17 protein-coding genes are annotated in these 20,854 nt (G+C 70.8%); 9 read left to right on the forward strand and 8 right to left on the reverse strand.

Annotated elements, in window-relative coordinates; genetic code table 11:
• Positions 1–630 (forward strand): HNH endonuclease signature motif containing protein (locus Q0A33_RS13235; RefSeq protein ID WP_291797616.1); only part of this gene is annotated, 630 nt, incomplete at its 5' end.
• A 21-nt stretch (positions 631–651) separates the two neighbouring features.
• On the opposite strand, the gene Q0A33_RS13240 is transcribed toward Q0A33_RS13235, so the two are convergent.
• Positions 652–1,866, reverse strand: coding sequence for a CoA transferase (locus Q0A33_RS13240; RefSeq protein ID WP_291797619.1), 1,215 nt, complete (start codon positions 1,864–1,866; stop codon positions 652–654).
• Positions 1,863–3,710 carry an acyl-CoA dehydrogenase family protein gene (locus Q0A33_RS13245; RefSeq protein ID WP_291797622.1) on the reverse strand — a complete coding sequence of 616 codons (1,848 nt, stop codon included), beginning with the start codon at positions 3,708–3,710 and terminating at the stop codon, positions 1,863–1,865. The genes Q0A33_RS13240 and Q0A33_RS13245 overlap by 4 nt, the downstream gene beginning before the upstream one ends.
• Before the next feature lie 79 nt (positions 3,711–3,789).
• On the opposite strand from Q0A33_RS13245, the gene Q0A33_RS13250 reads away from it, so the two are divergent.
• The 7 genes from Q0A33_RS13250 to Q0A33_RS13280 all read left to right on the forward strand — a co-directional run bounded on the left by Q0A33_RS13250 (position 3,790) and on the right by Q0A33_RS13280 (position 12,067).
• A complete protein-coding gene (locus Q0A33_RS13250; protein ID WP_291797625.1) occupies positions 3,790–4,749 on the forward strand; it encodes a LysR substrate-binding domain-containing protein in 960 nt (319 codons plus the stop codon).
• Between the two features lie 67 nt (positions 4,750–4,816).
• Positions 4,817–5,485, forward strand: coding sequence for a PepSY domain-containing protein (locus tag Q0A33_RS13255; protein ID WP_291797629.1), 669 nt, complete (start codon positions 4,817–4,819; stop codon positions 5,483–5,485).
• An 83-nt stretch (positions 5,486–5,568) separates the two neighbouring features.
• Positions 5,569–7,668 carry an acetate--CoA ligase gene (gene acs / locus Q0A33_RS13260; RefSeq protein WP_291797633.1) on the forward strand — a complete coding sequence of 700 codons (2,100 nt, stop codon included), beginning with the start codon at positions 5,569–5,571 and terminating at the stop codon, positions 7,666–7,668.
• Positions 7,661–9,004 (forward strand): O-acetylhomoserine aminocarboxypropyltransferase/cysteine synthase family protein, encoded by a 1,344-nt coding sequence (locus tag Q0A33_RS13265; RefSeq protein ID WP_291797636.1) that lies wholly within the window; start codon positions 7,661–7,663, stop codon positions 9,002–9,004. Before acs ends, Q0A33_RS13265 begins: the two co-directional genes overlap by 8 nt.
• Entirely contained in the window at positions 9,004–9,519 is a 516-nt protein-coding gene (locus Q0A33_RS13270; RefSeq protein WP_291797640.1) for a CoA-binding protein, read from the forward strand. Before Q0A33_RS13265 ends, Q0A33_RS13270 begins: the two co-directional genes overlap by 1 nt.
• Before the next feature lie 172 nt (positions 9,520–9,691).
• Positions 9,692–11,161: an oligopeptide:H+ symporter gene (locus tag Q0A33_RS13275; RefSeq protein ID WP_291797643.1), complete on the forward strand. Its 1,470-nt coding sequence runs from the start codon at positions 9,692–9,694 to the stop codon at positions 11,159–11,161.
• A gap of 60 nt (positions 11,162–11,221) precedes the next feature.
• The gene (locus Q0A33_RS13280; protein WP_291797646.1) at positions 11,222–12,067 is read left to right on the forward strand and encodes a DNA-formamidopyrimidine glycosylase family protein; all 846 of its coding nucleotides are present in this window, start codon (positions 11,222–11,224) and stop codon (positions 12,065–12,067) included.
• On the opposite strand, the gene Q0A33_RS13285 is transcribed toward Q0A33_RS13280, so the two are convergent.
• The 3 genes from Q0A33_RS13285 to tpx form a co-directional block, all read right to left on the reverse strand.
• The gene (locus Q0A33_RS13285) at positions 12,060–13,457 is read right to left on the reverse strand and encodes a hypothetical protein (protein WP_291797648.1); all 1,398 of its coding nucleotides are present in this window, start codon (positions 13,455–13,457) and stop codon (positions 12,060–12,062) included. The genes Q0A33_RS13280 and Q0A33_RS13285 overlap by 8 nt on opposite strands.
• 173 nt (positions 13,458–13,630) lie before the next feature.
• Complete coding sequence (locus tag Q0A33_RS13290; RefSeq protein WP_291797651.1) at positions 13,631–14,818, reverse strand: SPFH domain-containing protein; 1,188 nt, start codon at positions 14,816–14,818, stop codon at positions 13,631–13,633.
• 131 nt (positions 14,819–14,949) lie between these two features.
• On the reverse strand, positions 14,950–15,447 hold the full coding sequence (tpx, locus tag Q0A33_RS13295) for a thiol peroxidase (RefSeq protein WP_291797654.1): 498 nt from the start codon (positions 15,445–15,447) through the stop codon (positions 14,950–14,952).
• Positions 15,448–15,583: 136 nt separating this feature from the next.
• Between tpx and Q0A33_RS13300 the strand changes: the two genes are divergently transcribed.
• Positions 15,584–16,402 (forward strand): siderophore-interacting protein, encoded by an 819-nt coding sequence (locus Q0A33_RS13300; protein ID WP_291797656.1) that lies wholly within the window; start codon positions 15,584–15,586, stop codon positions 16,400–16,402.
• Between the two features lie 7 nt (positions 16,403–16,409).
• Here Q0A33_RS13300 and Q0A33_RS13305 read toward each other — a convergent pair whose 3' ends face one another.
• Genes Q0A33_RS13305 through Q0A33_RS13315 form a run of 3 tightly spaced genes read right to left on the reverse strand, consistent with a single transcriptional unit; the run spans position 16,410 to position 20,778 of the window.
• A complete protein-coding gene (locus Q0A33_RS13305) occupies positions 16,410–17,318 on the reverse strand; it encodes an SDR family oxidoreductase (protein WP_291797659.1) in 909 nt (302 codons plus the stop codon).
• Positions 17,319–17,364: 46 nt separating this feature from the next.
• Entirely contained in the window at positions 17,365–19,419 is a 2,055-nt protein-coding gene (locus Q0A33_RS13310; protein ID WP_291797662.1) for a CocE/NonD family hydrolase, read from the reverse strand.
• A 42-nt stretch (positions 19,420–19,461) separates the two neighbouring features.
• Positions 19,462–20,778, reverse strand: a complete 1,317-nt coding sequence (locus Q0A33_RS13315) for a hypothetical protein (protein WP_291797665.1) — start codon at positions 20,776–20,778, stop codon at positions 19,462–19,464.
• Positions 20,779–20,854: the final 76 nt, after the last annotated feature.

The raw sequence follows: 20,854 nt of genomic DNA on the forward strand, positions 1-20,854 counted from the left end.
CCCGCCGAACTCACCGGGATCGGGCCCATCCCCGCCGACACCGCCCGCCAGATCGTCTCCACCCAATCCGTGCTCCACCGGATCCTCACCGACCCCGCCACCGGCACCGTCCTGGCCGCGACCGCCCCCACCTACACCATCCCGGCCAACGTCCGCCGCACAGTGAACGCCAAACACAAGCAGTGCGCAGCACCCGGCTGCACACGCGCCGCTCTGCGCTGCCAGGCCGATCACCTCCTGCCCTTCAACCATCTCCTGCCCACCCAGGGTGGACTCACAGTGCCGGAGAACCTGCAGCCTCTCTGCCAGCCCTGCCACCAGCTCAAGACCCAAGGCATCCTCACCGTGAAGAAGAACACCGCTGGCATCAGCCACTGGTCCGGGCCCCTGGGCCGGGAATCCGTGACCCTCGCACCACCCAGCCCCCACGAAGTCCGGGCAGCGGCTCAGCTCCGGAACCTGCTTCGTGAGAGAGCAGGCGAGGACTCTGCCGGAGCACATTCTGCAGAAGCACACACTGGCCCAGCAGCAGGCATCGGTCGTGAACGGGGCGGAACTGAGGACACCAGCGCGCAGGGAGCCGGCGCCCAGCCCACGGTCTGGGCACAGGACGACGCGCCCCCGTTCTGAGGCGCTCCCCTCCTGGCCCCCTCAGACTGTGGGATCCGCGCCCTGCGAGGAAGTGGGATCCGCACCCTGCGGGGGAGGCGGCGTGTGGTACTCGGCCGGAGTGCGGGACAGCTTCACCGGCGATGCGATCCCCCGATACCCGTTCTCCATCTCGACCAGCATTCCACGGTGCCTCGTGTGCGGATGAGCCACCACCTGATCCGCGGAGAGGATGGGCCCGCACGGCACGCCCGCAGCCATGAGCGCCGCGCCCAGCTCCTCGGCGCCCCGCGTTGCGAAGGCCGCCTCCAGCTCTGCGCGCAGCTCATCCCTGTGCATGCTCCGCTGCGGATTCGAGGAGAAGCGCGGATCCGCCGGCAGCTCGCCGCGCCCCACCTCCTCGCACAGCCGGGCGAACTGCCGGTCATTGCCCACCGTGATGAAGAGGTCGCCGTCCCCCGTGGCATAGGTGGAGTACGGCGCGATGTTCGGGTGGTCATTCCCCGTGGGCGCCGGCACGGCGCCCGTGCCGAAGTGGTTGGGCAGATGCGGATGCATGACGGAGAGCCCGCAGTCGAACAGCGCCGATTCGACCCTCTGCCCCCGGCCGCTGCGCGCTCGTTCGTGCAGCGCCATGAGGATGCCGATCGCCGCATTCAGACCCGTGACCATGTCCACCACCGGCATCCCGATCCGCGTGGGCCCGGACTCCGGCGTCCCGTTGACTGACATGAGGCCCGCCATCGCCTGCACGACCGCGTCGTAGCCGGGCAGCCCTCCCAGGGGACCGTCCTCGCCGAACCCGGTGATGGAACAGTGCACCAGACGAGGGAACCGCGCGGCCAGCACCTCCTCGGGATCCAGGCCCCACCGGGTGAGCGAACCCGGCTTGAAGTTCTCCACCAGCACGTCCGCATCCGCGAGAAGCTCCAGGAGCATCTCCCGCCCCGCGTCCGTCCGCAGATCCAGGGTCATGCTCGTCTTGTTGCGGTTGGCTCCGGCGAAGTACCAGGAGACGTCCTCGGACAGGTTCGGCGGCCCCCAGGACCGCGTCTCGTCACCCGCCGGCGGCTCGATCTTGATGACCGTCGCGCCGTGGTCGGCGAGGATCTGCGTGCAGTACGGGCCTCCCAGCACGCGGGAGAGATCGACGACGACAGTGCCCTGGAGCGCACCCCAGCCCGAGCCTGCGCCTGCGCCCGAGCCCTCACCGACCGCACCCGGCCCGGTCACAGCCCCGTCCACCATCGCGTTCATGCCTCCACTCCTGTCTGCACGCCCGTGGGCGCACTCGTCTGCTCCGGCAGCACCGCCGCCGCATGCGCCCACACCGCGTCCCGGTCCACCGGCTCGCCCTCGATGAGGTGGCGCAGCAGCTCCGCATCGTCCTCCGGCGGGGAGAAGGGATCCTGCGGCAGGACCCTGTGCTCGAGCACGAGCGTCGCGTACGCCACCCGCGTCCAGTCACCACTGGACTCCGCGATCCGCGTACCCTCCCAGGCCAGCACCACGGCCGAGAGCACGTGATAGGTGGCCGAGGCGACCTGCCGCACCCGCCACTCGGCGCTGCCGTCGCCGTGCAGTTCGAGCGCGTGCAGCGCGTCGAGGACCAGCCTGTCCAGATGCGCGCGCAGCCGCGGCGGCAGTCCCGTATCAGCGGCCTCGGCGAGAAGCCCCTGAAGGTGGGACACCAGCGGCTTGAGAGCACCGGCGCGATGCGCGGCACGCACCACGTCGAGAGCGACAATGTTCGACGTCCCCTCCCAGATGGAGCCCAGCTGCGCGTCGCGGAAGATCCGGGCATCCCCGAACTCCTCGATGTAGCCGACGCCTCCGCGCACCTCCATCGCGTCCGCGGTCGCCTTGCGGGCGTCCCGGCACACGCGGAGCTTCACGAGCGGAGTGAGGATCCGCAGGACGGAGGCTGCCTCGTCATCCCCCGCGTCCGCGCGGGCGAACACCTCCGCCGTGTGCATGACGACGCTGAGCCCCTGCTCCGCACGCAGCCGCAGCTTGGCGAGCTGCCGCCGCTGGAGCGGGAGGTCGATGAGCGGACGGCCGAACGCCTCGCGATTGCGGCAGACGTAGCGTGCCTCCCCGAACGCCCTGCGCATGAGTCCGGCCGAGCGCACACCGTTGGACAGCCGCGAGGCATTGATCATGTCGGCCATCTGCTTGAAGCCCTGGCCCACGTCGCCCACCAGATGCGCCGTCGCACCGTCCAGGTCGATCTCGCCGCTGGGCATGGAGCGGGTGCCCAGCTTGTCCTTGAGACGGACGATCCGCATCCGGTTGACCGAACCGTCCGGCAGATGGCGGGGCAGCAGGAACAGACCGATCCCCCTGATCCCGGCCACCGCACCCTCCGGCCGTGCGAGCACCATCGCGAGTTCCGCGTCGACGTTCGAGCAGAACCACTTCTGCCCGGTCAGCGACCAGGTGCCGTCGGCGTTCTCGCGTGCGGTGGTCGTTGCTCTCCCCACATCCGATCCCGCATCCTGCTCCGTCATGAACATCGCACCCTGCGTGAGCGCATCGAGATCCGTGCTCGTGAGGCCGGGCAGCCAGCGGTCGATCAGCTCCTGCGATCCGAACTTCCGCAGCGTGCGGGTGAGGGCGTCCGTCATGCTCACCGGGCATTCGAGGCCGAACTCGGCCTGCGCGAAGAGATAGAAGAGGAGGTACTTGGCCACCGGGGGCAGCGGCTCGGGCCAGCCCAGCACTCCCGGACGGTGGCTCGCCGCCGCCATCCCGAGCTCGCCGAACGCCGTCTCCTGCAGCCTCCGGTAGGCCGGATGCACCCGCACCTCCTGCCGGTCCAGACCGGTGCGCGTGCGGTGTTCCAGCACGGGCGGATTCCGGTCCGCCTCACCGGCCAGCGCATCGAGCTCGCCGCCGAGGCGCGGGCCCAGATCCGCGAGCACCGGTTCCAGGTGCGCCAGCAGGTCCGGGTCCAGGTAGAGCGGCAGCAGGCTGCGCAGCGATTCGTCGTCCGCCACGCGGTCGATCCCGAAGCTGTCCGGCACGGCGGAGGCCTGTGTCGCGGAGGCCGGTGCTGCCGCCGGGGTCGTGGGAGGGCTGGTGGCCGTCTGCGCGGGCATGGGATCTCCTTCGATCGGTGGGGCCGGTCCCGCACGAGACTAGGCTCCGCGAGTTCATAGCTTCAAGTAATCTCCCACTATGATCTCATCAGGTTCTCCTATGGGCGCTGGGCCGCAGCACAGCGCTGCCGCACGCCGCACCGCCCCAAACAGCACCGCCGCGCACAGCCCCTCGCTGCGCAGGCTCGAGTACTTCGCCGCACTCGCCGAACACCTGCACTTCGCCCGGACCGCCGATGCCCTGGGCATCTCCCAGCCGGCGCTGAGCGCGGAGATCCGCAAGCTCGAGGCCGAGTGCGGCGTGAAGCTCTTCTCCCGGAGCCCCACGACAGCTCTCACCCGTGAGGGCGCGCTGCTGCTCCGCGATGCGCACGGCGTCCTTGAGACCTCCGCCCGGTTCGCCGCGCACGCCGGCGACCTCGCCTCGGGCCTGACCGGCTCCCTCGTGATCGGGACCGTCCAGTCGTTCTGCTACCGCGGAGTTCCCCAGGCGATCGGCCGCCTCGCGGACGCCCGGCCCGGGCTGCGGGTGCGCACCCTCGAACTGCCCACCGCCGAGCAGCGCAGTCGCCTGCTCTCCGGTGCCATCGACCTCGCGTGCGGCCACATGCCCATCCGCGACGACGGCATCGTCAGCACCGCCGCCGTCGGAGAGCCCTTCGTCCTCTGCCTGCCCTCGCACCTGCGGGCGGACAGCCTCGCCGAGGCCGCGGCGGAGCCCTTCATCGTCTTCCGCCGCGAGGCGTCGCCGTACTACCACGACCGGGTGCTCTCCGTGTGGAGGGAGACCGGGATCCAGCCCGACATCCGCCACGAGACGAACACCTGGGAGAGCGCGGTGGAGCTTGTGGCACACGGCCTGGGCGTCGCCCTCGTGCCCCAGGGCGTGGCGCAGCGGCACCGCCGCGACCCCCGGATCCGCAGGGCAGTGTGCGGATCCGCCGCCTGTTCGGAGGCGTGGGTGAGCCGCCGCGAGGCGGACACCACCGTGGTGGCGGAGGTGGGCGAGATCCTCCTCGAAGCGCTGCGGACAGTGTGAGGCCGCATGAGAAGGTCCTCATCGATCCTTCACCTTCAGCTCATCCGACCCTCCTAGACTCGAACCCATGAAGCAGCTCACACGCATCCGCACACTGTCCCTCGCCGTCCCCGCAGCAGCCGCCCTCGCCCTCAGCGCCTGCGGCTCAGGAGGGGAGGCCACCACCTCCGAGGACGGCACCGCCGCCGCGGACACCCCGGAGGAGACGACCGCACCGGCGGAGGAGACGACCGCGCCGGAGGGCACCGAGTCCGGCGGGCCCGCCTCCTCGCTCGCCCGCAGCGGCGAGCTCAGTGCGGCGCTGGCGGCGGTGGAGACGGCAGAGCAGGAGGCCGGCGGCACCGCCTACGACCTCGACTTCGACGAAGCGGACGATGACGACGACGATGATGACGATGACCGCGATGACGCGGACGACCTCCGCGAGGCGCACTGGAGCGTGAGCGGATTCGACGGCGACCGCGAATGGGAGGTCCACGTCTCCGAGGACGGCGCCTCCGTCCTCGGCACGGAGGAGGACCGCGCGGACGACGACGACCGGCGCGAGGCGGAAGCCGCCTCCGTCACGCTCGTGGAGGCGCTCGAGGCCGCCGTAGGCGACACCCCGGGCACGGTGGACGACGCCTCGCTCGACGAGGAGGGCGGCACGCTCGCCTGGGAGATCAGCATCTACCCGGAGGGCCAGGACCGCAGCACCGATGTGTACGTGGACGCGGAGTCCGGCGAGATCGTGTGAGACCGGCAGTGTCGTGTGAGACCGGCCACCTGGCAGACGGAATGTGACAGATCCGTGCCTCCCACGGGAGCGGACGCGGTTCCATGGGAGGCATGACTGCCCTCTCCCGGACCTCCGCTCCCGCCCGGACCCCCACCGCACAGACTGAGGCCGCACGCATCGCGTTCTGGGAGCGCCAGGCCTCCCGCCTCGCCGGGGACTCCCCCGGGCACACCGCCCACACCTTCCAGCGCCCGCGCGTGCTGGGCACGGCGGACGACGGCACGCCGGAGTACTCGGTCCCCCGCATCGAGTGGTTCTCGGGCGGCCGGCTCAACGCGGCGTACAACTGCGTGGACCGGCACGTGGAGGCGGGCCGGGGCGAGAAGCCGGCCCTGCTCTTCGAAGGCGAGCCCGGCGACCGCCGGACGCTGACCTATGCAGACCTCCAGGAGCAGGTCTCCCGCGCGGCGAATGCGCTCACCGCACTCGGCGTGGGACCGGGCGACCGCGTGGTCGTCTACCTGCCCGTGATCCCGGAGACCGTCGTCATCACGCTGGCGTGCGCGCGGATCGGCGCCGTGCACTCCCTCGTGTTCGGCGGCTTCAGCGCCGAGGCCCTGCGGTTCCGGGTCGAGGACACCGGCGCCAAGCTGCTCGTCACCTCTGACGGCCAGTTCCGCCGCGGGCGGGCCGTTCCAGTCAAGGACAACGCGGACGAGGCCGTCGCGGGTGAGAACGCGATCGAGCACGTGCTCGTCGTGCGCCGCACCGGCGACGAGATCGCCTGGACCCCGGGCCGTGACGTGTGGTGGCACGAGGCCCTCGAGGCGGCCTCGGCGGATCACGCGCCCCAGCCCTTCGACGCGGAGCACCCGCTCTTCATCATCTACACCTCCGGCACCACGGGCCGGCCCAAGGGACTCGTCCACACCACCGGCGGCTACCTCACGCAGACGGCGTACACGCACGCGCTCCTCTTCGACCTGGTCGAGAACGAGGAGGACGCGGTGAACGACCCCCGGCGCGTCGCCGAGGCCGTCCACTGGTGCACGGCAGACCTCGCCTGGGTCACCGCCCACACCTACGAGATCTACGGGCCGCTGCTCAACGGCGTCACCCAGGTGATCTACGAGGGCACCCCGCAGGTCCCGCACCCGGGCCGCCACTTCGAGATCATCGAGCGCTACGGCGTGACCACCTACTACACCGCGCCCACCCTCGTGCGCTCCCACATGGGCGCGTTCGGCTCACAGCCCGGCCCCGGTGAGCGCCCCGCGGACCGCTGGGACCTGAGCTCCGTGCGCCTCGTGGGCACTGTGGGCGAGTCCGTCAACCCGGAGGCCTGGAAGTGGCTGCGCCGGGAGGTGGGCGCGGGCACCGCCCCGGTCATCGACACCTGGTGGCAGTCGGAGACCGGCTCCTGCGTGATGTCCCCGCGCCCCCAGGATCCGTGCTGGCTGCCCGAGGCCGGCTCAGGTCCCGAGGCCGTCCCAGCGCCCAAGCCCGGGTGCGCCACCCGCGCCCTGCCGGGGCTCTCCGCCGCCGTGGTGGATGCGGACGGCTCCCCCACGCCGCCCGGCGAGCAGGGCCTGCTCGTCGTCGATGCGCTCGGACCGTCTGCCGCCCGTACGGTATGGGGCGACCCCCAGCGCTACCTGCACTCCTACTGGTCCGCCTTCGGGGAGCGCGGCTGGTTCCTCTCCGGGGACGGCGCCAGGCGGGATGCGGACGGGGACATCACGGTGCTGGGACGGGTGGACGACGTCATCAACGTCTCCGGTCACCGGCTCTCGACCATCGAGATCGAGTCCGCGCTCATCTCCCACCCGCACGTGGTGGAGGCCGGCACCGCTCCGGCCGCGGACCCGCTCACGGGCCACAGCGTGCTCGCCTTCGTCGTCCTCACCGACGAGGGCGCCGCACTGGAGCCGCGGGAGCTCGAGACGGAGCTCCACGCCCACGTCACCCGCCTCATCGGCCCCATCGCCAAGCCCCGGCACATCATCGTCGTGCCGGAGGTGCCCAAGACGCGGTCCGGCAAGATCATGAGACGCCTGCTCACGCAGCTGTTCGAGCACACTACGCTCGGTGACATCACATCCCTGCAGAACGCCCACGCGGTCGCGCAGATCGCGCAGATCGTGGGCCACCCGTCCGCCACCGCCGCGGCGGACACCGGAGGAGAGACCACAGATGACTGACCACGAGTTCGGGTTCCGCACCAGGGCCCTCCACGCCGGGGCCGTCCCGGACGCCGTGCACGGCGCCAGGGCCGTGCCGATCTACCAGTCCACGTCCTTCGTCTTCAAGGACGCCGACGATGCCGCCAACCTGTTCGCGCTGCAGAAGTACGGCAACATCTACTCCCGGATCGGCAACCCCACCGTCGCCGCGTTCGAGGAGCGGGTGGCGAGCCTGGAGGGCGGGATCGGCGCGGTGGCGACGGCCTCGGGCATGGCGGCGGAGTTCATCGTCTTCGCCGCCCTCGCCCAGGCGGGCGACCACATCGTCGCGTCCTCGCAGCTCTACGGCGGGACCGTCACGCAGCTGGACGTCACCCTGCGCCGCTTCGGCATCGAGACGACCTTCGTCGAGGGCCCGGACCCGGAGGACTACCGGGCCGCCCTCCGCCCGGAGACCAAGGCCGTCTACACGGAGCTCATCGCCAACCCGTCCTCGGAGATCGCGGACCTCGAGGGCCTGGCCGCCGTCGCGCACTCCGTGGGGATCCCGCTCGTCGTCGACGCCACGCTCAACACCCCCTACCTGTGCCGGCCCATCGAGCACGGCGCAGACATCGTCATCCACTCCGCCACCAAGTTCCTGGGCGGCCACGGCACCACGCTGGGCGGCGTCGTCGTGGAGTCCGGGCGGTTCGACTGGGGCAACGGGAACTTCCCCCTCATGACGGAGCCGGTGCCCAGCTACAACGGCCTGTCCTGGTGGGACAACTTCGGGGAGTTCGGCTTCCTCACCCGGCTCCGCTCGGAGCAGCTGCGGGACATCGGCCCGTCCCTGCAGCCCCAGGCGGCCTGGCAGCTCATGCAGGGCGTCGAGACGCTCGCGCAGCGCCTCGAGGAGCACGTCGCCAATGCGCGCGCCGTGTCCGAGTGGCTGGAGGAGGACGCGCGGATCGCCTACGTCAACTACTCCGGCCTCGCCTCCCACCCGCACCATGCCCGCGCCGCCAAGTACCTGCCCGCAGGCCCCGGCTCCGTGTTCTCCTTCGGCCTCGCACCGGCAGGCGAGAAGGACGGCCGGACGGTGGGCGAGGAGTTCATCAGCGGACTCCAGCTCGCCTCCCACCTGGCCAATGTGGGCGACGCCCGCACCCTGGTGCTGCACCCCGCCTCGACCACCCATCAGCAGCTCACGGCGGAGCAGCTCGCCGCCGGCGGTGTGAAGGCGGACCTCATCCGCATCTCGGTGGGCCTCGAGGACATCGCGGACATCCTCTGGGACCTCGACCAGGCGCTCACCTCCGCCACCGCACGCACACACGACGGCAGCCCCGCACGGGCAGGGAAGGACGCATGATGGCAGAATCAGCCGGCACCTCCGCGGAGCAGCCCCGCACCTGGGTGGGCCCCACCGCGGGCCAGCGTCTGGACCTCCTGTGCAGGACGGAGTCCATCGCGATCGTGGGCGCCTCCGCCAAGCCCTCCCGCGCCTCGAACTTCGTGGCCACCTACCTGCTCTCCTCCTCGCCGTACCGCGTGTACTTCGTCAACCCGCGCGAGAAGGAGATCCTCGGCCACCCGGTCCACGCCTCCCTCGACGACCTCCCGGAGGTGCCGGACGTGGTCGACGCCTTCCGCAGGGACGAGGACCTGCCTGCGGTCGCCGAGGACGCCGTGCGCGTGGGCGCGAAGGCCCTCTGGCTGCAGCTGGGCTCCTGGAACGAGGAGGCGGCGGCGATCGCGGAGGCGGGCGGCCTCGAGGTGGTCATGGACCGCTGCCTCAAGATCGAGCACGCCCGCTTCCACGGGGGCCTCAACCTCGCCGGATTCAACACGGGAGTGATCTCCTCGAAGCGCCAGACTCTGGCCTGATCCCCGCGTGTGCGCCGGTCCTGAGGGACCGGCGCACACGTGTGTGACCCTTCTCTCTTTTCTCTGCCCAGTGGGCTGAACGTGCCCCAAATCTCAGCATGCAGGACTAGCCTGGCTCGCTGTGTCTCACCGCAGAACCCTGCGCTGAGCCTGTGTCGAGAGAAGGAAAGCCATGGCGACTGCCGTCCAGCAGACCGAGGACTACACGGAGGACCGCCGGTTCTTCGGCCATCCCCTCCCGTTGGCCCAGCTGTTCGGGCTCGAGATGTGGGAGCGCTTCTCCTACTACGGCATGACGGGCATCCTCGCCCTCTACCTGTACTTCAGCGTGAGCGAGGGCGGGGTCGGCCTCGCCCAGCCCACCGCACTCGCGATCGTGGGCGCCTACGGCGGCGCGGTGTTCCTCGCCACCGTGCTCGGCTCCTGGGTCGCGGACCGCCTGCTCGGTTCCGAGACCGTGCTCTTCTGGTCCGCAGTCGTCATCATGGCCGGCCACATCGCGCTGGCGCTGCTGCCGGGCCTCAGCGGCGTCGCCGTGGGCCTGGTGCTCGTGGCCCTGGGCTCCGGCGGCCTCAAGGCGACGGCCTCGGCCGTGGTCGGCAGCCTCTACTCGGAGCAGGACAGCAGGCGCGAGGCCGGCTTCTCCATCTTCTACATGGGCGTGAACATCGGCGCCCTGCTGGGACCGCTGCTCACCGGCCTGCTGCAGAAGACGATCGGCTTCCACATCGCCTTCGGCCTCGCAGCGCTCGGCATGGCGATCGGGCTGGGCATCTACCTCACCGGCCGGAAGAACCTGCCCTCCTCCGCAGGCTTCGCGGTGAACCCGCTCCCCCGCCGCCAGCTGTGGGTGCTGCCCGCCTCGCTGCTCGCCGTCATCGTCGTCGTGACAGTGCTCTGGACGAGCGGTCTCATGAACGGCGACAACCTCGCCACCTGGACCGTGTGCGTCTCCGCCGGCGCGGCCGTCGCCTACTTCACCGTGATCCTCCGGTCCCGGCAGACCACCGCCGTGGAGAAGTCCCGCACGCTCGCGTTCATCCCCTACTTCATCGCGTCCGCGGCGTTCTGGTCCCTGTACCAGCAGATCTTCAACGTCATGACGGCGTACTCGGAGACCCAGATGAACCGCACCATCCTGGGGTGGGAGTTCCCCATCAACTGGATCCAGCTGATCCCGCCGATCTTCGTCATCGCACTGGCCCCCGTCGCCTCCGCGATCTGGCTGAAGCTCGGCGACCGCCAGCCCTCGTCCTACGTGAAGGCCGGCATCTCGCTGGCGATCATCGGCGGCGCCTACCTGCTGTTCCTCCCCTACGCGCATGCGGAGTCCAATGCCACACCGCTGCTCTGGGTGGTGCTCATCATGGCGCTCTTCGTCGTGGCGGAGCTGCTGCTCTCCCCCATCGGCCTCTCGCTGTCCACGCGGCTCGCACCCAAGGCCTTCACCTCGCAGATGATCGCCCTGTTCTACCTGTCCTCCGGCGTGGGCACCGCGCTCTCCGGCGTGTTCTCCACGTACTACGACGCCCACAACCAGGCGCCGTACTGGACGACGCTGGGTCTGGCCTCGATCGTCCTGGGCGCCGTCGTCCTCGCCGTGGCCAAGCCCTTCACGCGGCTCATGCGCGGCGTGCGCTGAGCGGAGTCCTCTGGAAGCCGGCTCTTCCCGCGCCCGCGCCGGTGGGCGCATACTGAGCAGATGCCGGAACTGCCAGAGATCGACGCCCTCGCCGCGTTCCTCCGCACCCACCTGATCGGTGACGCCGCTGCCGCCGTGCAGCTGGCGGAGCTCAGCCTGCTGGGGACGGTGGATCCGCCGCTCGAGGCGCTGCTCGGCCTCGAGTTCACCGGGGTCTCCCGGAGGGGCAAGGCCCTCGTCCTCGAGGCGGACGGGCTCTTCCTCGTCTGCAGGTTCGCCCGCGCCGGCTGGCTCGCCTGGCACGAGTCCGTGCCGGCGGGGCCGGTGCGGATGGGCCGCGGCCCCCTGGGGATGCGTCTGGAGCTGGCCTCGGGGGCCGGCTTCGATCTGCGTGAGGCGGGCACGAAGAAGAACGCTTCCGTCGCCCTGGTCCGTGATCCCGCCGAGGTGCCCGCACTGGCCCGGCTCGGTCCCGATGCGCTCGCGATCTCCCCTGAGGACTTCGCCGCGGCGCTGAGCTCCTCCCGAGGCCGGATCAAGACCGTGCTGGAGGACCAGTCCGTGCTGGCCGGGATCGGCAACGCCTACTCCGACGAGATCCTCCACACCGCGGGGGTCTCCCCCTTCGCCCCGGCCCACGGCGTCGATGCCGCCGCACTCCACACCGTGATGCGGACCGTGCTCACACAGGCGCAGGAGGCACTGGCAGGGCTGCCGCCGGACAGGGTCAAGGCCGCCAAGAAGCGCGGTCTGCGGGTGCACGGCCGCACGGGACAGCCGTGCCCGGTCTGCGGCACGGCCGTCGCCGAGGTCTCGTTCGCGGACCGCTCCCTCCAGTACTGCCCGGGCTGTCAGACCGGAGGCCGGAAGCTCAGCGACCGGCGGATGGACCGGCTGCTCAAGTAGCCCGGCGCACCCGGCTGCTCACCACTGCCGCCGCGCCCACGGCGAGCAGCGCCGCAGCGGCTCCCAGCGGTGCGGCGAGCTCCGTGCCCGTGCGCGGCAGGGACTCGACGTCGTGCGCGCGCGGGGCGGCCTCGGCGGTCGGCGCGACTGCGGGCTGCACAGCCGGCTGCGTCGGAGCGTCCGTCCTCCCCCCGCCCGGGGTCTTCCCACCCTCGTTCGGAGCCCCGCTGCCCGGATCCTCCGTCTGTTCGGCCCTGTGCTCCACATCGAAGACATCGCCGTCATCGGTGGAGGACATCAGGAAGTAGTCGCCTTCGAACGGGGTGAGGAGGACGTGCGTTCCCATCTCGACCTCCTCGCGAAGGATGAGCTCGGAGAGAGCAGCCTCCTCCGGAACGGCGTCCGCCTGCACCGAGGCCTTCGCAGCGTTGGCCTCCTCCGTCCCGGCCTCCGCAGCGGTGCGCAGCTGCGACAGCGCGTCCAGGACCGCCGCCGTGGCTTCCGCCTGCTCTGCCCCCGGCCCTGCCGATGCCGGTCCGATCCTCTCGGCGACCTCGGCGGCCCAGGCAACATCGCCCTGCGACTCCTCGTCCCAGTCGTCCTCGTCCTCCCACTCCTCCCAGTCGTCCTCGTCCCAGGGGACGACGAAGCTCTCGAACCGCGTGCTCGGGGACACCGTGCCGCTCACCGTCGAACCGTCCGCCTCCGCGATCGCCATCTCGCCCGCCGGCAGCCAGAAGACATCGGCGTCCTCCGCGAGTTCGTAGAACACCGCCGTGTGCTCGATGGACGTCATGGGCGCGAGTTCCGTGGGATGGAGCTCACCCGCGAGCTGCAGGCCCGAGGCGGCGACCTCCCTGTCGAGCACCGTGGCCGCCATCGTCGGCGTCCATTCCGGCAGGGTGTCCCAGCCCGTGTCCACAAAAGTGCTGGTCGCCTCGGCGTCCCCTACGCGCACGGTGATCTGCGCGCCGTCCTCCAGCGGCTCGTCCAGGTACACGGAGAGCCAGATGTCGGTCGGCTCGCCGCGGGTGAAGAAGGCCTCGTCCAGCTCCTCGGCGTCCTCCTCGTCGATGTCGTCGAGATGGCACCAGGTGCAGAGATCCAGATCACGGTGGTTCGCCGGCTCCGCGGTCCGCAGCACCTCGCGTCCGTCTACGGTGATGACGACCGTGTCGGCGGGCGTCATCGCGGAGACCAGGAGCTCGAGCGTGTCACCGGGCCCGGTGTAGTCCCCGTCGTCGGGCACCTCGTCGAAGAACTCGACCCGCTCCGCGGCGGAGGCGGGCGCGGCTGCGAGTGCCGGCGCCGCCCCCAGCGCGACTGCGGCGGACAGGGCGAGGAGACGTGAACGGCCGCGGCGTGCGGGCAGGGAGGAGCCAGGTGACATGGGAGATGCCTTTCGCGAAGCGGAGCGCTCAGCGATGAGCCGCTGACCGCAGGGGAACAGACCGGAACTCCGTGTTCCGGCTCACCGAGCATAGTACGGCTCGGGCCCGTGGGACGACTGCGGCCGCGTCCCGGAGGGGGACGCGGCCGCAGAGGTGGGGAGGGCGTATCAGCTCACTGCGGAGTGTGGGGAGGCTGCGGCGGGATGCCGCCCTGATTCTGTGCCCACTGCTGTGCCCGGGCGGCGAGGTTCGCCGCGCGCTGGCCCACCGAGCCCGCCGCGCTGGCCGCCTGCGAGGCCTGGGACGCGGCACGCTGACGCTGCTCCTCCGCGAGCCGGCGGTCCTGGTCCGCCTTCTGCTCTGCGGCGCGGCGCTGGCGGCGGGACTCGTTCTCCGCCGCGGCCCTCCGGTCCACCTCGGCGTTCGCGGAGCCGTGCTCGTTCGCCTGGGCGGAGAAGAGGGAGTTCCGGATCTCGCTGGCCATGTCTCCCAGACCACCGGGGTTGGACGGCATGAAGAGCACGTTCGACCGGCCGGAGCGGGAGACCTCCTGCATGGTGTCGAAGTACTGCGTCATCATGAGCAGCTGCTCCGCGGACTCGCTGATGCCCACCTCGCGCAGGCGCTCGTACTGGTCCGCGATGCCGTCGGCGATCGCCTTGCGCTGGGCGGCGACGCCCTCACCGTGGAGGCGCATGGCCTCGGCGTCCGCCTCCGCCTGCGTGACGCGCTTGATCTTGTCCGCCTCCGCCAGCGACTGGGCGGCGACGCGGTCGCGCTGGGCGGCGTTGATCGAGTTCATGGAGTCGCGGACGCGGGCGTCCGGGGAGATGTCCGTGACCAGCGTGTTGACGATCCGGAAGCCGTAGGCCGCCATCGACTGCGACAGGCGCTGCTCCACGTTGTGGGCGATGTCGTCCTTCGACTCGAAGGCGGAGTCGAGGGTGAGGGAGGACAGCGCCGAACGCACCGTGTCGAACACGTACGAGCGGATCTGCTCCTCCGGGTTCGCCAGCCGGTAGTAGGCGTCCACCACGCTGTCCTCGTTGACCACGTACTGCACGGCCACGGGCACGTTGACGAACACGTTGTCCTTGGTCTTGGACTCGATGTCGACGCCCAGCTGCTGCACGCGCAGGGAGATGGGGCGCGTCGTGGTCTCCACGAACGGGACCTTCGTGTTGAGACCGGGGCGGGCGACCTTCTTGAACTTGCCGAACCGCTCGACGATCACGTTCTCCTGCGTCTTCACGGTGAAGAACACGGAGGTGCGCAGTCCGCTGAACAGCAGGACCGCCAGCACCAGGACGACGACGATGAGGACGACCGCGCCGATCCCCAGTCCGAGGATGGCTTCCATGACAGTGCTCCTTTGCGAGGGGACAGGTGCTCACACGGCTCGCGCTGCCACTGCGCGAGGAGGCATGCGTCCAGCGTAGCCGAGTGCGGCCCGCGGACCGGGGCCCACGGGCCGCACGGACGGAGCGGGTCTCAGGAGAGGACGGCCACCGCGGCGTCGTACTCCGGCTCCTGGCCGATCTCCGGGACCAGCTGCGAGTGGAGGACCGTGCCGTCCGCGTCCAGCACGACGACGGCGCGTCCCAGCAGACCGGCCATGGGGCCGTCGACGAGCTGGATGCCGTAGTCCTCACCGAACTGCGAACGGAACGCCGAGGCGGCGGTGACGTTCTCGATCCCCTCCGCACCGCAGAAGCGGGCCTGAGCGAAGGGAAGGTCCTTCGACACGCACACCACAGCGGTGTTCTCCAGTGAGGCGGCGAGCTCGTTGAACTTCCTCACACTCGCCGCGCACACCCCCGTGTCCACGCTGGGGAAGATGTTGAGGACGACCCGCTTGCCGGCGAAGTCCTCGCCCGTGACGTCGGAGAGGTCCTGCCCGGTGAGGCGGAAGGCCGGGGCCTTCTCACCCTCGGCGGGGAGAGAGCCTGCGGTGTGGATGGGAGTGCCCTTGAACGTGATTTCAGCCATGCCCTCATCCTTGTGCATCGACCGCCTGCTGAGCAAGGGCGCAGGGCCCTTAGGCATGCCTAAGGGCGTGGTCTAGGGTGGAGGCAGAACCGGGGCCCCGCGCCCCTCCCCGCCGTCGAAGGATCCTGTGTCACTCATGGCAGCACCGCAGCGCCCTCCCCGTCCTCAGCACGTCATGGAAGTCGTCTCCCGCGAGCGCATCAGCCCCTCCCTCGTGAGGCTGGTCGTGGGAGGCGAGGGCTTCTCCACGTTCACCCCCTCGCAGAGCACCGACGCCTATGTGAAGATCGTGTTCGCCAAGCCGGAGCTGGGGCTCACTCCCCCGTACGACCTCGCCGCCCTGCGCGAGACCCTGCCGGCGGACGACATCCCGGTGACCCGCACCTACACGGTGCGCAGCGTGGACCCGGAGGCCCGCACGCTGACCCTCGACTTCGTGGTCCACGGGGACGAGGGCCTCGCCGCGCCGTGGGCCCGCGACGCCCGGCCCGGGGATCCCATCGTGTTCATGGGACCCGGCGGCGCCTACGCGCCGGATCCCGGGGCGGACTGGCACCTGCTCGCCGGCGACGCCTCGGCCATGCCCGCCGTCGCCGCCGCACTCGAGGCCATGCCCGCCAATGCGCGGGGCTTCGCCGTCCTCGTCGTCGACCACCCGGACGACTGCCTCGACCTCACGCACCCGGCGGGGATCGAACTCGTCTGGGCGGTGGGCGCGGAGGCCGGAGCGGCCACGGACCTCCTCGCTGAGACGATGGCGAGCCGCCCCTGGCCGGAGGGCCGCGTGCAGGTGTTCGCCCACGGCGAGCGCGAGTCGATCAAGAAGGTCCGCGCCCTGCTCAAGGAGCGCGAGATCCCCCGGGAGCAGATCTCGATCTCCGGCTACTGGGCGTACGGGCGGAACGAGGACCGCTTCCAGTCGGAGAAGCGCACGGACATCGGCAGGATCGACTGACGCGCCCTCACGGCATGGGCGTGCCCCCATTGACGTGCAGAGTCTCCCCGAGCACGTAGCTGGACTCCGGAGAGGTGAGGAAGACGTAGGCCGGTGCGAGCTCGGTGGGCTGGCCCGCCCTCCCCAGCGGCGTGTTCTTCCCGAAGTGCGGCAGAGCCTCCTTGGGCTGGCCGTCAGAGACCTGCAGCGGCGTCCAGATGGGCCCCGGCGCCACTGCGTTCACCCTGATGCCCCGCGGTGCGAGCTGCTGGGCGAGCCCCTTGGTGAAGGTGTTGATCGCTGCCTTGGTCGAGGCGTAGTCGAGCAGGTGCGGCGAGGGCTGGTAGGCCTGGACCGAGGTGGTGCTGACGATGGTCGACCCCGCCTCGAGGTGCGGGAGCGCGGCACGCGTGACCCGGTAGATCGCCCGGATGTTCGTGTCGAAGGTGTGCTGCCACTGCTCGTCGCCCAGATCCGCGAGGTCCTCGACGGCGATCTGCCGGCCCGCGTTGTTCACGAGCGCGTCCAGACCGCCCAGCTCCCGCACCGCTCCCCGCACCAGCTCCTCGCAGTACACCGGGTCGGAGAGATCGCCGGGGAACAGGAACGCCTTCCGCCCCGCCCCCTCGACGACCTTCCGGATGTCCTCGGCGTCCGCCTCCTCCGCGGGGAGGTAGGACAGCGCCACGTCCGCGCCCTCACGGGCGAAGGCGATCGCGATCGCGGCGCCGATCCCGGAGTCCGCACCGGTGATGAGCGCACGGCGGCCCTCCAGGCGGCCGGTGCCGCGGTAGGAGTCGTGGCCGCGGTCCGTCTGCGGCACGAGCTCCCTGTCGAGACCGGGCTCGGGCTGGTCCTGCACGGGCGGCGTGATGTCCGGGAACCGGGTGACCGGATCCTGGAAGGTCAGCTGGTCGTTCCCTGCTGCGTGGGTCATCGTCCTGTCCTCTCCTCTGCATGCGTCGTCTTCTGCTGCTGCGCCCTCAGACGAGGTCGCGGGGTATCTCGCGCTGCCAGTTCTGCGAGTGGACCCTCCTCCCTCCCCTCTCCGGGTCGATCTCGTAGGCGTCGAGCTCGGCGGAGATCCGGAACTCCTCCCGGGTCGAGGTGAGCACCGTGCGGGTTATCACCTCGACCCTCCAGTCGCCTCGCTCCAGGCGGCGCACGGTGCGCGTCTCGCCCCGCACGGAGTCGACATCGTTCCACCGGAAGCTGAACCACTCGTCGGTCGCGCGCCGCACGAGGGTGCCGGTCTCCTCGATGAGGAAGGCACCCTGGTCGTTGATGATCTCCAGCGTCGAGACGTCCGTGGCGAGGTCGCGGATGACGCGCCACTGGTGGTCGCCGGGCGAGAGCCGTTCCACCGCCAGCTCCTCCGCGGCCTCGGGCGGCCCGAACGCGCGCAGCCCCGCGTCCTCACGGCGGGGCTCCCGCACCGGCAGGTGCAGGCGGCTCGCCCCCGTCGTCACGGTCAGCGCGGCGGTCTCCGGAGGCGGCCAGGCGAGCGGCCAGTACGAGGAGGAGAGCGAGAGCCGGATGCGGTGCCCGGCCGGGAAGTGCTGTGCGACCCCGTTGAGCGGCACGCGCACGCGGTACCGGCGGCCGGGCTCCAGCCGCTCCGGGCACGCGCTGCCGCCGCGGTGGGTGAGGTTGAGGACCCCGTAGGTCACGCGGGTCGCCTCACCGTCCGGATTCACGTCGGACAGGCGCGCCACCAGCATCGCCACCGGCCTGTCCGCGGCGACCTCGACGTCCAGCTCCGCCAGGCCGCAGACCTCGACCGCCCGCTCGAGCGGGCGCGTCTCATAGACGAGCGCGCCGCCGTCCTCCTCGCGCTGGTCGAACGGCAGATCCGGGGTCGCGGCGTAGGAGGCCCACTTCCCCGCGAACAGACCCACGCTCAGCGGTGAGCGGACGGTGGCCTCCGCCCGCTCCCGCTCCGCCGCCTCGGCCTCCGGGGATCCCGGTGCCACCAGATGGTGCCCGGCGAGCACGAGCTCCCGGTCCTCCAGCTCCAGGGAGGGCCAGACGTCCTCGGCGATCCAGCGACCCGGCCGCTCGCGGTAGGAGGCCTGCGGCGGCACGCTGTCCTGCATCCACAGCCGCATCATCGGCTCGTCCATGAGACCGGTGTCGTGCCCCTTGAGCCAGTGGTCCCACCACCGCACGACCTCCTGGAGGAAGCCGATGGCCGGACCGGGCACACCCAGGTGCGGGTACTTGTGCCCCCACGGTCCGATGAGCGCCCGGCGGGGGACCTCGAGGTGCTCCATGAGGCGGAAGATCGCGTTCGTGTAGCCGTCCGCCCAGCCGCCCACGGCCATGACGGGGCAGCCGACCGCGCCGTAGTCCTCGCTCACCGAAGCCGGCTTCCAGTAGTCGTCGCGCCGCTGGTGCTCCAGCCAGGTCTCCAGCCAGAGACCGCTGCCCCGCAGCCGTTCGACCCACATGTCCCGCCAGCGCTCCCCCACGATCGCGGGGTCCGGCGGGAGGCTGTTGAAGGCGAACATCACAGTGGCCTCGGACAGGTTGTCCGCGAGCAGCGCGCCTCCCATGTAATGCATGTTGTCGACGTAGAGATCGTCCGTGGCTGAGGCGCTGATGACCGCCTTGAGCGCCGGCGGACGGCGTGCGGCGAGCTGGAGGCTGTTGAAGCCGCCCCAGGAGATGCCCATCATCCCCACGTTCCCGTCGCACCACGGCTGAGCGGCGAGCCAGGCGATGACGTCCTCGGCGTCCTCCTGCTCCTGCGGGCGGTACTCGTCCACGAGGACGCCCTCGGAGTCGCCGCTGCCGCGCATGTCCACCCGCGCGCAGACGTAGCCGTGGCCGGCGATGTAGGGGTGGTTGAGCGCGTCCCTCCCCCGGGTGCTGTCCCGCTTCCGGTACGGGATGTACTCGAGGACGGCGGGCTGGGGCCGGCGCTCGGCGGACTCCGGCATCCAGAGCCGCGCCGCGAGGCGGGCGCCGTCCCGCATGGGGATGAAGACGTTCTCGATCTCCCGGACCTCGTGCGGGAAGTCTGTCACTGTCTGCATGGCGTGCGGATCTCCCTTCGTCGTTCTGAGGCGGAGGAGCCCTCAGGCCGCGCCGGCCCGCGTCCCCTCCTGCGGCACGGGGTCGAAGCCGTACGGCAGCCTCCCCGCGATCTCGCGGTGCAGGCGGTCCAGCTCCTCGTGGCTGTCCGCCCCGATGAAGAACTTCGCGACGACGTACCGGTAGCTGTCCTGCGAGGGCAGCTCCGAGAGCCTGTCGCCCTCCGCCACCTGCGAGGTGAGGACGAGGTCCGGATACGCCTCGCGCAGCCGTGCGAGCTCCTCCGCGTCCGGCACATGGGTGACGACGGCGTCCTCGTCGTGGAAGACCATGCACTGACCGGCGACGGCGAACGGCCCCTCGCCGGTGCGCGGACGGGGCCGCCGCCCCAGCGCCACGTCGATGGCGACCTCGTGATTGGACGCCCCGTCGACCTTGACGAAGAGCTCGCTGTGGGACTGGCTGATGCGCGTGTTGACCTCCACGAGCCAGAGACCGTCCGTCTCGGCGTCCCACATGAACTCCGCGTTGAAGCAGCCGTCGTCGAACCCGATGTGCGCCAGGAACCGCCCCGTGAGGTCGATCATGCGCCGCTGCACGTGCTCAGGCACCCCGCCGGCGGGGTAGTCGAGACGGTCGAAGCTCGTACCCGCCTCGTCCTTGTGCATGTCGAAGAAGCCGTGCACGCCGTACTCCCCGCGGAACACGGAGCCCTCGGGCGCGCACTGCGTGCCCGTCACGAACTGCTCCGCGAGGCAGGTGTTGCCGTCCGCGGAGGTGATCTCCGGCGGCAGTTCGACCCGGGAGAGCACCTCGTTGAACGCGTCCCCGATGTCCCCGATCTCCGCCCGGATCTCCGCCTGCGCACGGCGGAAGCCCTCTGCGTCCTCGATCTTGAAGCCGAGGTTCGACGAGTGCGCCTTCACCGGCTTCACCCAGAACGGATAGTCGAGGCCGATGGAGTCCAGCGCAGCGTCGTCGAAGGGATCGAAGGCCGCGAACGCCGGCACGCACTCCGGTATGCTCCGCTGCTGCTCGAGCCTGCTCCAGTACTTGTGCTCGCACTTCAGGAGGCTCGTGAGGGAGGGCGCGGGCAGGCCCCTCTCGGCCGCCAGGAGGGGAGCCAGGAGGCTCACGGGGAAGTCCCAGTGCGCGATGATCGCGTCGACCGTGCCCGGGAAGGCGTCCAGCTCCGCCCGCGCCGCGTCGAGGAGCGAGGCGAAGTCGATCGCGTGCACGTCGACGAGCCGTTCCCGGTCGAGGAGGCCGTTGAACGCGAAGCCCTCGGCACCGCGGACGGTCTCCAGCTCTCTGCGCTGCTCGTCCGTGAGCGCCAGGACGAAGATGTTCGGTGAAGCCACACCACTCTCGCTTTCCACGCATGTGCCCGCGGGCACTCCGGAATCCTGAACAATGACAAGTCATCTTGTTCTTGGA

It is taken from the genome of Brevibacterium sp. (assembly GCF_022712115.1).
Taxonomy (GTDB): domain Bacteria; phylum Actinomycetota; class Actinomycetes; order Actinomycetales; family Brevibacteriaceae; genus Brevibacterium; species Brevibacterium salitolerans.

Excerpts from the sequence above, each read along its gene's own strand:
- Q0A33_RS13240 (WP_291797619.1), bottom strand. The coding sequence starts at position 1,866 with ATGAACGCGATGGTGGACGGGGCTGTGACCGGGCCGGGTGCGGTCGGT.
- Q0A33_RS13245 (WP_291797622.1), bottom strand. The coding sequence starts at position 3,710 with ATGCCCGCGCAGACGGCCACCAGCCCTCCCACGACCCCGGCGGCAGCA.
- Q0A33_RS13250 (WP_291797625.1), top strand. The coding sequence starts at position 3,790 with ATGATCTCATCAGGTTCTCCTATGGGCGCTGGGCCGCAGCACAGCGCT.
- Q0A33_RS13255 (WP_291797629.1), top strand. The coding sequence starts at position 4,817 with ATGAAGCAGCTCACACGCATCCGCACACTGTCCCTCGCCGTCCCCGCA.
- acs (WP_291797633.1), top strand. The coding sequence starts at position 5,569 with ATGGGAGGCATGACTGCCCTCTCCCGGACCTCCGCTCCCGCCCGGACC.
- Q0A33_RS13265 (WP_291797636.1), top strand. The coding sequence starts at position 7,661 with ATGACTGACCACGAGTTCGGGTTCCGCACCAGGGCCCTCCACGCCGGG.
- Q0A33_RS13270 (WP_291797640.1), top strand. The coding sequence starts at position 9,004 with ATGGCAGAATCAGCCGGCACCTCCGCGGAGCAGCCCCGCACCTGGGTG.
- Q0A33_RS13275 (WP_291797643.1), top strand. The coding sequence starts at position 9,692 with ATGGCGACTGCCGTCCAGCAGACCGAGGACTACACGGAGGACCGCCGG.
- Q0A33_RS13280 (WP_291797646.1), top strand. The coding sequence starts at position 11,222 with ATGCCGGAACTGCCAGAGATCGACGCCCTCGCCGCGTTCCTCCGCACC.
- Q0A33_RS13285 (WP_291797648.1), bottom strand. The coding sequence starts at position 13,457 with ATGTCACCTGGCTCCTCCCTGCCCGCACGCCGCGGCCGTTCACGTCTC.
- Q0A33_RS13290 (WP_291797651.1), bottom strand. The coding sequence starts at position 14,818 with ATGGAAGCCATCCTCGGACTGGGGATCGGCGCGGTCGTCCTCATCGTC.
- tpx (WP_291797654.1), bottom strand. The coding sequence starts at position 15,447 with ATGGCTGAAATCACGTTCAAGGGCACTCCCATCCACACCGCAGGCTCT.
- Q0A33_RS13300 (WP_291797656.1), top strand. The coding sequence starts at position 15,584 with ATGGCAGCACCGCAGCGCCCTCCCCGTCCTCAGCACGTCATGGAAGTC.
- Q0A33_RS13305 (WP_291797659.1), bottom strand. The coding sequence starts at position 17,318 with ATGACCCACGCAGCAGGGAACGACCAGCTGACCTTCCAGGATCCGGTC.
- Q0A33_RS13310 (WP_291797662.1), bottom strand. The coding sequence starts at position 19,419 with ATGCAGACAGTGACAGACTTCCCGCACGAGGTCCGGGAGATCGAGAAC.